This window comes from Halomonas sp. (assembly GCF_031581305.1).
Lineage (GTDB): Bacteria > Pseudomonadota > Gammaproteobacteria > Pseudomonadales > Halomonadaceae > Halomonas.
In genome coordinates this window covers 1-14218 of record NZ_JAVLBC010000074.1, presented here as the reverse complement: position 1 = coordinate 14218, position 14218 = coordinate 1, and the positions used below count along the sequence as shown (strand labels likewise).

The following is a 14218-nucleotide window of genomic DNA, read 5'->3' as shown; positions in this document are numbered from 1 at the left end:
CTCGAGGTGGTCGGCAAGGGCGGCGGTGGCGGGGTGGTCTTCGACCGCCTGTATCCCTTCATCGCCGAGGACGACCCGACCGGCTTCCGCTTCAGCGTGGCCAATGCCAGCAAGGATCTGGGCTACTACCATGCCATGACCGACGAGCTGGGGGCCGGTCGCCGGGTGGCCGAGGCGGTGGAAGCGCTGTACGCGGGGATCGACGACCAGAGCCTGACGGTGCCGGAAATCATCCGCGTCCTGGAGAGGGAGAAGGGCTGATGGAGGGACGCCCGTGATGGCGTGGCGGTCGGGCGCCGGTCTCTCCCACCGCCAGCAGGGCCTGCTGCTGACCGGGGGCGGGGCGCTGATCATGTCGCCGGATGCCCTGCTGATCAAGCTGGCGGCCCTGCCGGACGCCGAGATCCTGATGTGGCGGGGCGTCCTCTCGGCGCTGGGTTTTCTGGTGATCGCGCTGGCGCGCTATGGCCGAGGCACCCTGGCCGCCTACCGGCGCTGTGGCGGCACCGGCATCGCCGTGGCGCTGCTCTTCAGCCTGACGACCTGTGGCTTCGTGCTGGGCAACCAGTACACCAAGGCGGGCAACGTTCTGCTGATCCTGGCGGGGGCACCGCTGATCGCCGCCCTGCTGTCCCGCGCGATCCTCGCCGAGCGGCTGCCGCGCCGCACCTGGTTGTCGATCGGGCTCTGCATGCTGGGCATCGGGATGATCGTGATCGATGACACCGGGGCCGGTTCCTGGGCGGGCAATGCCTTCGCTCTCATGGCCGCCACCACCCTGGCGCTCAACTTCACGCTCTGCCGTCGGCGTCCCGGCGTGGACATGAGCCCGATGCTGGTGTTCAACGGCCTCATCGTGGGCGGTGGCGCTGCCCTGGTACTTCTGCTGGGCGGTGGCGGGATCGACATGCCGCCGATCGACCGCTGGCTGCTGGTGGTCCTGCTGTGCCTTTTCATCGTGCCGACGGGCGTGACACTGCTGCAGCGCGGGCCCCTCTACCTGCCCGCCGCCGAGGTCGGCCTGCTGCTGCTCCTGGAGGTGGTGTTCGGCACCCTCTGGGCCTGGGGGCTGCTGGGCGAGACCCCGGCTCCGATCGCCCTGGTCGGGGGCGGACTGGTGCTGGGGACCCTGGTGACCAAGGGACTCTACGAGCGGCGGCTGGAGCTACGCCTGCGCGCGGCGATGGCGTCTCGCTGATTACGGTCAGCCTCGCCCACAAGTACATGTCCAGGTAGTGGGGAGAGTGTCCAAAGGGTTCGCGGGCATCATGATGGATATCTGAACTCACAGGCCTCGTCAGGCGATATCCCGGAATGTTCCGCCTGACCAGTCGCATAGCATCGGCGCTCCGGAACGTGATCTGGGTCGCATGGGCCGCGAAACCCCCTTTCCGAAATGGAGCCGGCCCGTTACGCTGCCTGCCACGATACCATCCCGATCTCGAGGAGGGCCCGTGGCCATTTCCTGTTATGCCGATCTGCTGGACGAGGCTCGCGCCCAGCCCGACCCGCAGCGCCTGCTGTTCGTCTTCACCCGGGCCGAGCTGCCCGACCATCCCAGCGAGGAGCAGCGTCACCGCTTCGAGCAGGGCGAGGGCGGCGTGCTGACGCCGGTGGTCTGCGTCGACAAGGCCCCCGAGGAACTCTCCGACATGGCCGCCCTGGTGGCGGAATCCGGGGAGACTGGCGTCGACTGGGACATCGTCTTCGTGGCGGCCCTGGCCGGCGAGGACGCCGAGGTTCGGGCCGAGCAGCAGCTCGAGCGCATGGTCGAGTCGCTCAAGATGGGCAATATCTCCCAGTTCCTGGCCTTCGACCGCCAGGGGGAGGCGGTGGACATCGGCTGATGCCCCCGTGGACCATAGGGTTGAATTATCAGATCCATGACGCCATTCAATTTACGCTATCAGAAGATACGGGCTACCATGCGTCTCGTATCGCCGCTAACCCATTAAACGAAAGTCGAAAGGAGCATCATCGAATGTCCCTGCTGAACACCGAAGTCAAGCCGTTCAACGCCACTGCCTATCACAACGGCGAGTTCGTCGACGTGTCCGACGAGAACCTGAAGGGCCAGTGGAGCGTCTTCTTCTTCTATCCGGCCGACTTCACCTTCGTCTGCCCGACCGAGCTGGGTGACCTGGCCGACAACTACGAAGCGTTCAAGAAGCTGGGCGTCGAGATCTACAGCGTCTCCACCGACACTCATTTCACCCACAAGGCCTGGCACGACAGCTCCGAGACCATCAACAAGCTGCAGTACCCGATGGTGGCCGACCCGACCCACGCCATCTCGCGCAACTTCGAGGTACTGATCGAGGATGCGGGCATCGCCGAGCGCGGCACCTTCGTGGTCGACCCGGACGGCAAGATCCAGATCATCGAGCTGAACGCCGGCAACATCGGCCGCAACGCCGAGGAGCTGCTGCGCAAGGTCAAGGCCGCCCAGTACGTGCGCGCCAACCCGAACGAAGTCTGCCCGGCCAAGTGGGAAGAAGGCGAAGAGACCCTCTCTCCCTCTCTGGACCTGGTCGGCAAGATCTAAGCGATCTGCCCCTGCCGGCGGGGCCTCGCCTGGCCTCGCCTGTTCCCGCCCGGGTATCCCCTGCCCGGGCCCTGATTCCGGAAGCAAGAGCGAACTGGGCCTCCCCGTGCGGGATGTCGTGGTCTCCTCTTGCCTCCATCCCGAACCCCGAACATGAAGGAATGTCGCTGTCATGTTGGACGACAATCTGAAAAGTCAGCTCAAAGCCTATCTGGAAAAGGTCACTCAGCCGTTCGAGATCGTCGCGTCCCTCGATGACGGCGACAAGTCCAGGGAACTGCACGGTCTGCTGACCGACATCGTCGGCCTGACCGACAAGATCACCCTGAAGCTCGACGGCCAGGATGCCCGCACGCCTTCCTTTGCCCTCAACCGGCCCGGCGAGGAGACTGGCGTGGTCTTCGCCGGCATCCCCATGGGGCATGAGTTCACCTCGCTGGTGCTGGCGCTGCTGCAGGTCGGCGGTCATCCGCCCAAGGCCTCGGACGAGGTGCTCGAGCAGATCAGGAGCCTCGAGGGCGAGATGCGCTTCGAGACCTACTTCTCGCTCTCCTGCCAGAACTGCCCGGACGTGGTCCAGGCGCTGAACCTGATGGCGATATTCAACCCGAACGTGCACCACGTCGCCATCGACGGTGCGCTGTTCCAGGACGAGGTGAAGCAGCGCGAGATCATGTCGGTGCCCAGCGTCTACCTCAACGGCGAGCCCTTCGACCAGGGCCGCATGGGCCTGGGGCAGATCCTCGCCAAGGTGGACACCGGCGCCGCCAAGCGTGAGGCCGCGAAGCTCAATGAGAAGGACGCCTTCGATACCCTGATGATCGGCGGCGGGCCCGCCGGCGCGGCGGCGGCCGTCTATGCCGCGCGCAAGGGCATCCGCACCGGCGTGGCCGCGGAGCGCTTCGGCGGCCAGGTCCTCGACACCATGGGCATCGAGAACCTCATCTCCGTGCCCCGCACCGAGGGTCCCAAGCTGGCCGCGGCCCTGGAAGAGCACGTCAAGGAGTACGAGGTCGACATCATGAACCTGCAGCGTGCGGTCAAGCTGGTGCCCGGCCAGCCGGGCGGCGAGCACGAGGTGCAGTTCGAGTCCGGCGCCAGCCTCAAGAGCAAGACCCTGGTGCTGGCCACCGGCGCCCGCTGGCGCGAGACAGGCGTGCCCGGCGAGGCTGAGTATCGCAACAAGGGCGTGGCCTACTGCCCCCACTGCGATGGCCCGCTGTTCAAGGGCAAGCGCGTGGCGGTGATCGGTGGCGGCAACTCCGGCGTCGAGGCGGCCATCGACCTGGCTGGCATCGTCGGCCATGTGACGCTGATCGAGTTCATGGACGAGATGCGTGCCGACGCGGTGCTGCAGAAGAAGCTGCGCAGCCTGTCCAATGTGGAGATCATCCTCGGCGCCCGCACCACCGAGATGAACGGTGACGGCAAGCGCATCAACGGTCTCACCTACGAGGAACGCGCCAGCGGCGAGATTCGCCAGGTCGAGCTGGAGGGCGTGTTCGTGCAGATCGGGCTGGTCCCCAACACCGAGTGGCTGCAGGACTCACCCATCGAGCTCTCCGAACGCGGCGAGATCGTGGTCGACGCCCATGGCATGACCTCGGTGCCCGGCATCTTTGCCGCCGGCGACGTGACCACCGTGCCCTACAAGCAGATCGTCATCGCCATGGGCGAGGGCTCGAAAGCCGCCCTGGGCGCCTTCGACTACCTGATCCGCCAGTGAGCCACCGGCCCGGGCGTCTTCGACGTCCGCCGGCCTTCCCTTCCATGCCCCCGTCGGTGGCCCCGGCGGAGGCATGGTCGTTGATGGCAGGACGTCATGCCGCCCCGCCGGGCACCCGGGGCGGCGTCAGCTGTACAGCCACAGGAAGGGCAGCAGCGTGATCGCGAGCACCGCGATGGCCAGCAGGGCCAGCAGCAGCGTACGAATGGGCTGGCGCGCTAGACGCCGCCACAGGGTGGGGGTCTCACCACGGGCGGCGAGAGCATCATGCTCGCGCCGCACCCGCTCGCCAAGCGCCTGCTGGTAGTCGTCGATCAGCTCACGGGCCCGCGCCAGCTCGTTCTGGTCACGCAGCCAGATCGCGGCCACGCCCAGTCCCCAGAAGCCCGCCCGAGTCTCGAAGGTGTCCATGCCGTGCTCGTCGAGCAGCCGGCGAACTTCCTCGGCTTCCTCCTCGGGCACATTGCGCAGGTGGAACAGCAGCACGGCCATGCCGTCTCCTTCTCTCGATCTCTGGGGACCTGTTGCGGTTTTCTCAGTGCCCGGTTTCGTCGCACAGGCGGCGCAGGCGTTCGATCGCCTCGCCGGCACCCTCCAGGCCGAAGATCATGAACCAGGGGTCGTCCTCACCGCGCATCATGCGCAGGCGCAGCAGTTCGCCGCTGGCCATCTCCTCGAGCAGCAGGTCAAGGTCGGGGAGGGCGAAGCGCACGTAGAAGCCGTTGTCGCCGCGTTCGGTGACGAAGGCGGCACTGCCGCTGTGGATGGTCGCGTGATCGACGCGCAGGTCGGCGGGCACGCGATTCACCGTGGTGCTCTCGGCCTGGTTCTCGGCCAGTGCCACGCGCAGCTCCAGCCAGGGCAGCTCGCAGGCCCCGGCGCTGGCGTTGACACTGAAGATGGCGTCGCTGTAGCTCTGCTGGTCGATGGCGCGGAAGTGTCGCTCCTCGCCAAGCGACAGGACCAGGGAGTGCCAGCCGCCATGGGCCTGGACGTCACCAGTGTTGTAGTCGGTGGCTGACGCCGCCCCGGCCAGGGCCAGGCAGAGCGGCAGCAGCAGGGAGGTGGCGAGACGGGAGATGCGGGGCATGGCGTGGCGCGTCCTCTGGCCGGCGATGTGCCGAGGCTAGCACGGAGGCCAAGGGCTGTCCTGCCCTCCAGGCGCCTGCGCGCTCGTCAGTCGTGGCCAGGCATGCCGCCCACGCCCTGGTCGACATTACCCCCCAGCTCGCCGCGCCCCAGGCGGCCCAGCAGCTCGACGTCGATCTCGGCGAAGCCCACCAGCTTGCCGCCGTGCGCCTCGCGGAACACCTCGGCGTCGGCCTGCTCGGCGAACGAGGCCAGGGTGTGGCCCATGGCGCCGCGCTGGTCGTGGCCCACCACGTAGATCGCTTCACTGGCCAGCACGAAGGCCTTGTCGTCGGGGGTGGTCCAGGGTGCGGCGGCCACGTCATGCACATAGGCGTGGGAGACCTGGGTCTCGTTTTCGGGCTGCTTGACGAAGGCGAAGAGGTCCATGGTAGAGCAGAACTTCAGCGCCTCGCCCTGCTTCTCCATGAAGGCCTCGCCCTTGGGGCCGGGGTGCTCGCCGATCAGCATGCCGCAGACATGGCAGCTGTCGCCCGCCTCGATGGGCTGGGCGTCAGCCAGCGCCTCGGGCTCGGACTCGCCGCAGGCGGCGAGCAGCAGGGCGTTGATCAGCAGCAGCGGCAAAAGCAGTCGTCTCATGGGCTCTCTCTAGAGGAGTGGCTAGGGGAATCGGCAAGGGGTCAGGCGGCGCGGCGGCGGAAGCGCAGCAGCGCCAGGCCCAGGGGCACCAGGATCCAGGCCACCAGGATGGCGGTGACCATGGCGGGCCGGAAGGCGCTGCCCTCGGCGATGGAGGTCAGGCCGGTATAGCTGCGGGTGGCCTCGAAGCCGGTCAGGTTGATCAGGCGGAAGCACTCGGTGGGGTTGAGCAGCAGCAGCCAGGGCAGCCAGTCGCCGCCCTGCTCGACGCTGACCAGCAGCGCCAGCAGCCCCAGGTCGAATACCAGCACGAACAGGAACCACACCACCAGCGCCAGGCCGGCGGCGCGGGCTTTCTCGGTGACACACACGCTGATCAGGTAGGCGAAGGCGATGAACACCCAGCCCAGCAGGATGCTGCTGCCGATCAGCAGCCCCATGCCGGCGGCCAGCTCGCCGAACGCCACGCCCTCGGCGCCCACCGCGATCACCGCGCCGGCCACCCCGAAACCCAGCGCCGTGGCGGAGGCCAGGATCAGGCTGTGACCGAGGAACTTGCCGAGCAGCAGCTGGGTGCGGCTGATGGGGTAGGTGAGCAGCAGCAGCAGGGTGCCCGCCTCCTGTTCGCCGACCACGGCGTCGTAGGCCAGCAGCAGGGCGATCAGCGGGATCAGGAACACCGCGAGCGTCGCTAGGCTGACCACGGTGGTGGCAAGCGACGTGAACCCCAGCCCGCCGCTGGCGGCGGCACCGAACCAGGCGATGCCCACGGCGAGGAAGGCCAGCACCAGGGCGATGGCCAGCACCCAGCGGTTGCGCAGGCCGTCGCGGAACTCCTTGCCGGCGATGGTCAGGATGGCGTTCATTCGGCGTCTCCTCGTTGCGTGGGCGAGAGTCCGGCGGAGAAGTGGGTGTAGAGGTGCTCCAGGGTCGGGGGCAGCAGCTCGATGTCCTCGATGCCGGCGGTGTCGGTGAGCCGGCGTAATACCGCGAGCTTGGCGTCCGGCGGCACCGTCAGCGCGACCTCGTGGCCGTTGACGGGGTTGGCCGTGATGCGCGGGTCGCCCCAGCCGGCCAGGCGCTCGGCGAGGTCGCCCTCGCTGCCATGGCCCCGGGCGCGCACGGTGATCGGCAGGGCGGCCTCCTCGCGCAGCTCCGCCAGGCTGCCCAGCGCCAGGCGCCGGCCGCCGCCGAGGATCAGCGCGCGGTCGATATAGGGCTCCACCCCGGGCAGCACATGGGAGGAAAGCAGCACCGTGCAGCCGCGCTCGCGCAGCTCGCGTACCGTGTCGTAGAAGTCGCGGGTGGCGGCCGGGTCGAGGCCGGTGGTGGGCTCGTCGAGCAGCAGCAGGCGCGGGTCGCCGAGCAACGCCTGGGCCAGCCCGAGGCGCTGGCGCATGCCCTTGGAGTAGGTCTTCACCCGGCGATGGGCGGCATGGCCGAGGCCGACCCGGTCCAGCAGTTCGCCCACCTGGCCGCGGCCGACCCGTTTGAGGCGGGCGAAGTAGTCGAGCACCTCCTGACCGCTCAACTGCTCGTAGAAGCTGACGTTCTCGGGCAGGTAGCCCAGGCGGCGGCGCAGCGCCTCGGCATGGGCGCCGTCGGGGGCGCCGCCGAGCACCGCCACACGCCCCTCGCTGGGCGAGAGCAGCCCGAGGATCAGGTGCATGGTGGTGGTCTTGCCGGCACCGTTGTGGCCCAGCAGGGCCAGCACCTCGCCCTCGTTCACATGGAGGTCGAGGGCGTCGAGGCGCACCAGGCCGCCGTCGTGGCGGGTGACGCCCTGGAAATCGATCACCGCGGTCATGCGCTGGCGTCTCCGAGGTTGTGTTGATTCAAGCCGGGCCCATTCAGATCGGGTTCGTTCATCAGCGGGTGGCTGTCCTTGACCCCCTGGGGGCGGAAGACCGGGAACTGGCGTTGAACCCAGCGCAGCGCCAGCACCGCCGGGCTGTGCATCAGCAGCCGCGCCACCGGATAGCGCCACAGCAGGCGGTCCATGGCATCGTTGGGTTCAAAGGGGGTGTCGCCCACGCCGTCGCTATCCAGGTCCCAGCCCAGGTAGTCGCTCCAGTAGTTGCCGCGCCCCGCCTCGGACCACTCCTGGGCCCGGGTCGCCACGTACATCACTTGCTGGCGGTTGTCGACGAAGGCGTTGCCCACCAGCTCGTTGTCCTCGGAGCCGGCGGTGAGGTGGATGCCGATATCGCTCTCGGCCAGGCGGTTGGCCTCGAAGCGGTTGTACTGGGAGTTGTAGACGAACAGCGCCTTGCCCTCTGCACCGCTGACCAGGCCCTCGCCCTGTGCGTCGCGGCGCTGGTGGGCCCCGGTGACGTGATTTTCCCGCAGCGTCGAGCCGGTGATGTTGTTCATCAGGATGCCGTAGTTGCGATCATCCTCCGAGCGATTGCCGATCACCTCGAGGTGCTTGGACTGCATCAGTGCATAGCCGGTACGTGTATCGCGGGTGGTGTTCTCCTCCACGCGGTTGTCGTAGGCGTACATGTAGTGCACGCCATAGCGCAGCTCCTGCATATGGTTACCGCGCAGCAGGCTCTGGCTGGTGGTGTCGATGTAGATGCCGTCGCGGGTGTGACGGATATCGTTGCCCTCCACCCTTATGTTGCGGGAGTTGAACAGGTGCACGCCGTTGCCGCGATCCTGGGAGCGCAGCGTAGTGTCGCCGCGGATCACGTTGTCGAGTACCCGCACGTCGCTGACGGCGTCGAGCCAGATGCCGAAGCCGGGACCTTCGAGGCGTGAGTCGCGGATTACGCTGCCGCTGGCGCTCTCCTCGACGAAGAGGCCGGCGTCCATGTCGGTGAGGTTGGCGCCCCAGTTCTCGATGGTCACGCCCTCGATCACGATGTTCGGGGCGTCGAGCACCACGGCGTGGCCTTCGCCGCCGCCGTCGATCACTGCGCCGGTTTCGCCCGAGAGGGTGAGCGTGCTGTCGATGGCCAGTGGGCCTGGGTAGCGGCCTTCGGGCAGCATCAGGCGGTCGCCGCTCTCGGCCCGCTCGACCAGCGGCTGCAGCGGCTCGCCGGGGCGGGCCGTCAGGTCGGCGGCCAGCAGGCCGCCCGGCAGCCATAGTAGCAGCGAGGCGGCAAGCAACAGTCGGTGGACGATGCGTGGCTGTCGTCGGGTCATGCATCTCTCCAGGAAAAAGCGGGGCCGGGCGTCTGCCCGGCCCCGATGGGTGCTATCAGGACTTCTCGACAAGCATGCGGCCGGTCATCTCCATGTGCATGGCATGGCAGAACCACTGGCAGTAGTACCAGTGCACCCCGGGCCTGTCGGCGGTGAAGGTGACGCTGGCGGTCTGCTGCGGGCTGATCTCCATGACGGCACCATGGTTGGTCATGGTGAAGCCGTGGGTGACGTCCTCGACCTGGTCGAGGTTGGTGATCACCACGGTGACCTCATCGCCCTGCTTGACCTTGAACTCGGTGATGCCGAACTGCGGCGCCACCGAGGTCATGTAGACGCGCACCATGTTACCGTCGCGCACGATCTTGTTGTCGGTCTCCAGGGTGACGCCGTCCTCCTTGGCCATGGCCACGGTCTCGGCGAAGAAGGGATCATCGCGGGTCCATACCTTCTTGGGGTTGATCTGGTCGGCACGCACCAGGATGCAGTCGTGGGGCTCGGCGAAGGCGGGGCCGTCATGGACCAGTTTCATCTCCTCGCCGGAGATGTCGATCAGCTGGTCGTTCTCCGGGTGCAGCGGACCCACCGGCAGGAAGCGGTCCTTGGAGAACTTGGACAGCACCACCAGCCACTTGCCGTCGGCGTCCTTGGTCTCGGTGAGGCTGGCGTGGTTGTGCCCCGGCTGGTAGTGGACATCCAGCTTCTGGCGCAGGTAGTTGATCTCCTCGCCGTTGTAGGAACGGATGGCGTCCTCGATGTTCCACTTGGCGATCTGGCTGTCGATGAACAGGGTGGTGTAGGCGTTGCCGCGGCCATCGAAGGTGGTGTGCAGCGGCCCCAGGCCGAGCTCCGGCTCGCCGACCACGGCGTCGCGGGGCTCGATGGCGTCATCGAACAGCTCGGGGAGCTTGTCGATGGCGATGATCGTGCAGGTCGGCGAGAGCTTGCCGTTGGCAATGAAGTACTGGCCGTCCGGCGAGGTGTTGAGGCCGTGGGGGTTCTTGGGCACCGGGATGTAGCGGGTCAGCTTGGAGCCCTTGCGGCCGTCGAGCACCGGCACCTCGCTGTCGCCCAGGGTCTCGAACTCGCCGGCGGCCACGGCGGCCTCGATCGCCTCGACGTCGAACACCACCACCCAGTCGCGTTCGGCGCGCATGGTGTCGGCCAGGGTCATGCCCTTCTCGGAGTTGTAGCAGGTCGAGGCCACGAAGCGGCCGGTGTAGTCGGCGTCGGTGTTGTCGAGGTTGCCGTCGACGATCACCTGCCAGGCCACGTCCATGCTCTCGGCATCGATGGCGTTGAACATGGTGAAGTAGCCCTCCGGATTCTCCATCCCGCGGCCATCGTTGACCTTGCCGTCGTCGTGATGGGGGATGGGGAACTCGGCGTTGGCGAAGACGTACTTGGTGTGCGGCACCTTCTGCAGTCGCAGGCCGTGGATCGCCTGGACGTTGGGAATGGTGGTGATCCTGTCCGTCTTCATGATGTCGAGACGGATACGCGCCACCCGGGTATTGGCCTTGTCGTTGATGAAAAGGTACTTGCCGTCGTAGCTGCCATCGGTCATGGAGATGTGCGGATGGTGGGAATCACCGTTGAGAAACTTGACCGAGTCGCCCAGCACGCGCCTTGACTCGTTGGTTATGCCCCAGCCGGTAGCCCCCTCCTGGTTGAACACCGGGATGCGCATCAGTTCGCGCATGGAGGGGATGCCAAGTACGCGTACCTCGCCGGACTGGCCGCCGCTCCAGAAGCCGTAGTACTCGTCGAGCTCGCCCGGGGCGACCTCGATGCTGCCCTCGCTGGCGGCCTGGGCCTTGCCGCTGCCGCCGAGCAGGGTGCCGGCGCCGAAGCCACCGGCCAGGCCGGCCCCGGCGACGCCGGTCACCGCGCTGTTGCGCAGGAAGTGGCGGCGGCCGAGGTTCTCGATCGTCTTCTTCTTGTCACTCATGGATTCACTCCTCCTGATGGGTCGGGATTCGCTGAAGCGTGTGTTGTCCGGCACTGCCGGGATCGTGGGTCTCGACGCCGCCCTGTCCTGCTGCCAGGCGTGCCGCCTTCTCGTAGCGCTTGCGACGCTTGATCACCGGCGGGCAGCGCTGGTCGTCGTGGTAGGTGATCTGGCAGTCGAGACAGTAGTGGCACTCGTTGGCATTGATGCGGCCATCGGGGTGGATGGCGGCCACTTCGCATTCGTTGGCGCAGATCTGGCACGGGGTGCCACAGCTGCCGCGGTGCCGCTTCAGCCAGTCGAACAAGCGCAGGCGGGCGGGGATCGCGAGGCCAGCGCCCAGTGGGCAGACGTAGCGGCAGTAGAACTTGTGGTTGACGGCGGAGATCGCCACCAGCACCAGGGCGTATAGCAGGAACCCCCACTCGCGCTGGAAGCGCAGGGTGATGGCGGTCTTGAAGGGCTCCACCTCGGCGTAGCGCTCGGCGGTGCCCAGCGAGTGCAGCGAGAGGGCGAAGAGCCCCAGCAGGATGATGTACTTCAGTGCCCAGAGGCGCTCATGGAGGCCGAAGGGTGGCTCGAACTGCTTCACGCCGAGCTTGCGGGCGGCCTTGTTGACCAGGTCCTGGAGGGCGCCGAAGGGGCAGAGCCAGCCGCAGAACACGCCGCGGCCCCACAGCAGCAGGCTTACCGCCACGAAGGACCAGAGGATGAACATCATCGGGTCGATCAGGAAGGAGCTCCAGCTGAAGCCGCTGATCAGCGAGTTGGTGAAGGTCAGGATGTTGACCACCGAGAGCTGGGCCAGGGAGTACCAGCCGATGAACACCAGGGTGTAGACCAGAAAGCCCAGGCGCAGCGGGCGGAGGATCCTCGGGTGGCGCGCCAGCACGTCCTGGAACAGCATGATGCCGGTGAGCACGATCAGGCCGGCGGCGAGCACGGCGATCTGGAAGGCCTTGTCGCGCCATACCTGCACCCAGATCGGCTCCTCCACCGGGGGCTCGGGGCGCTCGATATAGGCCTCGGGCACGCTGTAGTCGGCGCTGAAGCGGCTGAACTCGGTATCCAGCGGCCCCGAGGCGCGGCGTACCAGCAGCTCCAGCTGCCAGGGCTGGCCGGGGTCGAAGGCAGCCGCGTTGCGGATGATGAAGATATCGCGTTCGTCGAAGGCCGGGGCGCCCTTGATGCCCAGGTTGCCCAGGCGGATATGGTCGCGGTCGTGGAAGCTCACCGTGTTGCCGCTCTGGGAGAGCTCGATGCGGTCGAAGATGCCGCCGCGCACGTAGCCCGAGCCCTTGAAGGAGTAGTCGCCGCGGCCCATCACGGCGATGGCGTGCTCTCCCTCGTCGAGCTCGCTCATCAGCTGGTCGTAACCGGTATCGCCCAGCAGGTTGCGGCCGGCGGTGGGCGGGTTCAGGTAGGTATAGAAGAGCTCGATGAAGGTGCGATCTGCCGGCTGCGGCGTATGCAGGAAGTCCTCGGCGGGGGTGCCGGCAAAGGTCTCATCTACCTCGCCGTGTGTCAGGTGCAGGCGGCGAATGGTGCCGTCGCCGGTGAGCATCGTCCAGTCCGCCGGCCCGAAGACGTCGTCGCGGACCGTCGCCGCCGGGGCGGCAGAGGGGTCGGCGATCAGCCCCTGCTCGGCGGCCACCTGGCGCGCGGCGCGCATGATAGTGTCGCTGACCACGATGACGGTGACGGTAGCGCCGGAGATGGCGTCCAGGTTGTCGCCGACCTTCATGCGGTCGTTGACATGGGCGGGGACGTGGTCGTCGGCGAACCCTTCGAGCTTCGCCTCCGGGATGCCCACCAGCATGATGGGCTCCTCGTGGCCGAGGATGTCGGCCTGGACGATCTTCCCTTCCAGGTCGATGCCCACCAGGAGGTTGACCGGCTTGCCTGAGTAGGCCGGGATCGGCGCGATGTCGACGCTCTCGAAGACGTAGCCGAGCAGCTTGCCACCGGCGTGCACCTCGCTTACCGGCCACTGGGACTCTGCGGGTTCCAGGCGGTCGGCGGCGGGGAAGTCCTCGCGGACCTGCTCCAGCTCCAGGGCTTGGAGGGCCGGGGTGATCAGCAGAAGCAGCAGGCCGAGCAGCAGGCCGGCGACGCCGGCTGGCCGAGGGGGTCGTGCGGGCATGGCGAGGTCCTTGGGGGCTTGAGCCAGGGCGGCGCGGCATCCCGGCCGCCACCCATCAGGAAAGGACGGCCCGAGGGCTGGCCGGGGGTCAGGGCTGGAGGCTGGCGTAGTAGGCGGCGATATCGGCGATGTCCTCATCGGAGAGGCCCTGGGCCTGGGGTGCCATGATCGCGGACATGCCGCCGCCACGCTGGCCGTCGCGGTACGCCTTCATGGCGCTCTCCAGATAGGTGGCAGACTGGCCGGCCAGGTTGGGATAGATCGGCGCGGTGCCCATGCCGTCGGTGCCGTGGCAGGCAGCGCAGGCGGCGATCTTGCCCTTGCCGGCCTCCGGGTCACCGGCGGCCTGGGCGTCCATGGCCAGGAAGGCCCCGCCCAGCAGGGCGGCTACGAGCAGTGACTTCATAACATACCTCTGAAATGCATCTTTAAGTGCTTGAAAAAGCCCGGCTCGGGCTATGACCGCGCCAGGCGAGTGAGCCCATGATGCCAGCCATCGCTCGGGCAAGGCTTGACGTGCGTCATCTTCAGGCTAGATACCTGGCAGCGACTCGGCCAGTCGATTCAGATCCCCGCCCACCAACGGTAGCCACGATCCTCCCAGTAGCCGCCCTGGCCACGGCCGAGATGCGCAAAGCTAGCGACCAGTTCGAGACGCATGACGTACTTGGCCATCTTGTAGCCGAGCTGGCGTTCGGCGCGCAGGCGCAGGGGTGCGCCGTTGGCGATGGGCAGGTCATCACCGTTGAGGTCGTAGGCCAGCAGGGTCTGTGGATGGTAGGCCTCGCGCAGGTCCAGGCTCTCGTAGTAGCGGTCGCCGCTCCGGTAGCGATCGGCGCAGTGGAAGACCACGAAGCGCGCCTCGTCGCGTACCCCCACCCGGGCCAGCAGCTCGCCGAGCACCACCCCGGTCCACTGACCGATGCAGCTCCAGCCCTCGACGCAGTCGTGACGGGTGATCTGGGTGCGCATGGG

The 14218-nt window shown here is 67.4% G+C and carries 14 protein-coding genes and 1 pseudogene; 5 read left to right on the top strand and 10 right to left on the bottom strand.

Annotated features, from left to right (window positions below):
• From RI841_RS08070 to ahpF, 5 genes and pseudogenes are all read left to right on the top strand, one after another.
• Positions 1 to 261, top strand: a pseudogene (locus tag RI841_RS08070) (NAD(P)-dependent oxidoreductase); the annotation flags it as partial.
• Between the two features lie 16 nt (positions 262 to 277).
• On the top strand, positions 278 to 1198 hold the full coding sequence (locus RI841_RS08065) for a DMT family transporter (RefSeq protein ID WP_310705082.1): 921 nt from the start codon (positions 278 to 280) through the stop codon (positions 1196 to 1198).
• Between the two features lie 256 nt (positions 1199 to 1454).
• Positions 1455 to 1847, top strand: coding sequence for a ribonucleotide reductase subunit alpha (locus tag RI841_RS08060; RefSeq protein ID WP_310705081.1), 393 nt, complete (start codon positions 1455 to 1457; stop codon positions 1845 to 1847).
• 134 nt (positions 1848 to 1981) lie between these two features.
• Positions 1982 to 2545: an alkyl hydroperoxide reductase subunit C gene (gene ahpC, locus RI841_RS08055; protein WP_071943168.1), complete on the top strand. Its 564-nt coding sequence runs from the start codon at positions 1982 to 1984 to the stop codon at positions 2543 to 2545.
• A gap of 172 nt (positions 2546 to 2717) precedes the next feature.
• Positions 2718 to 4271 (top strand): alkyl hydroperoxide reductase subunit F, encoded by a 1554-nt coding sequence (gene ahpF, locus RI841_RS08050; RefSeq protein ID WP_310705080.1) that lies wholly within the window; start codon positions 2718 to 2720, stop codon positions 4269 to 4271.
• A 126-nt stretch (positions 4272 to 4397) separates the two neighbouring features.
• On the opposite strand, the gene RI841_RS08045 is transcribed toward ahpF, so the two are convergent.
• The 10 genes from RI841_RS08045 to RI841_RS08000 all read right to left on the bottom strand — a co-directional run.
• Entirely contained in the window at positions 4398 to 4763 is a 366-nt protein-coding gene (locus tag RI841_RS08045) for a DUF6164 family protein (RefSeq protein ID WP_310705079.1), read from the bottom strand.
• A gap of 43 nt (positions 4764 to 4806) precedes the next feature.
• Entirely contained in the window at positions 4807 to 5361 is a 555-nt protein-coding gene (locus RI841_RS08040) for a hypothetical protein (protein WP_310705078.1), read from the bottom strand.
• Positions 5362 to 5447: 86 nt separating this feature from the next.
• Positions 5448 to 5999 carry a nitrous oxide reductase accessory protein NosL gene (locus tag RI841_RS08035; RefSeq protein WP_310705077.1) on the bottom strand — a complete coding sequence of 184 codons (552 nt, stop codon included), beginning with the start codon at positions 5997 to 5999 and terminating at the stop codon, positions 5448 to 5450.
• Positions 6000 to 6040: 41 nt separating this feature from the next.
• Positions 6041 to 6865 (bottom strand): ABC transporter permease, encoded by an 825-nt coding sequence (locus RI841_RS08030; protein WP_310705076.1) that lies wholly within the window; start codon positions 6863 to 6865, stop codon positions 6041 to 6043.
• Positions 6862 to 7806 carry an ABC transporter ATP-binding protein gene (locus RI841_RS08025; protein WP_310705075.1) on the bottom strand — a complete coding sequence of 315 codons (945 nt, stop codon included), beginning with the start codon at positions 7804 to 7806 and terminating at the stop codon, positions 6862 to 6864. Before RI841_RS08025 ends, RI841_RS08030 begins: the two co-directional genes overlap by 4 nt.
• On the bottom strand, positions 7803 to 9149 hold the full coding sequence (locus RI841_RS08020; RefSeq protein WP_310705074.1) for a nitrous oxide reductase family maturation protein NosD: 1347 nt from the start codon (positions 9147 to 9149) through the stop codon (positions 7803 to 7805). Before RI841_RS08020 ends, RI841_RS08025 begins: the two co-directional genes overlap by 4 nt.
• A gap of 55 nt (positions 9150 to 9204) precedes the next feature.
• A complete protein-coding gene (gene nosZ / locus RI841_RS08015; RefSeq protein WP_310705073.1) occupies positions 9205 to 11100 on the bottom strand; it encodes a TAT-dependent nitrous-oxide reductase in 1896 nt (631 codons plus the stop codon).
• Positions 11101 to 11104: 4 nt separating this feature from the next.
• Entirely contained in the window at positions 11105 to 13243 is a 2139-nt protein-coding gene (gene nosR, locus RI841_RS08010; protein ID WP_310705072.1) for a transcriptional regulator NosR, read from the bottom strand.
• Positions 13244 to 13331: 88 nt separating this feature from the next.
• The gene (locus RI841_RS08005) at positions 13332 to 13649 is read right to left on the bottom strand and encodes a cytochrome c (RefSeq protein WP_310705071.1); all 318 of its coding nucleotides are present in this window, start codon (positions 13647 to 13649) and stop codon (positions 13332 to 13334) included.
• Positions 13650 to 13807: 158 nt separating this feature from the next.
• The coding region (locus RI841_RS08000; RefSeq protein WP_310705070.1) for a molybdopterin-dependent oxidoreductase at positions 13808 to 14218 on the bottom strand (411 nt) is incomplete at its 5' end.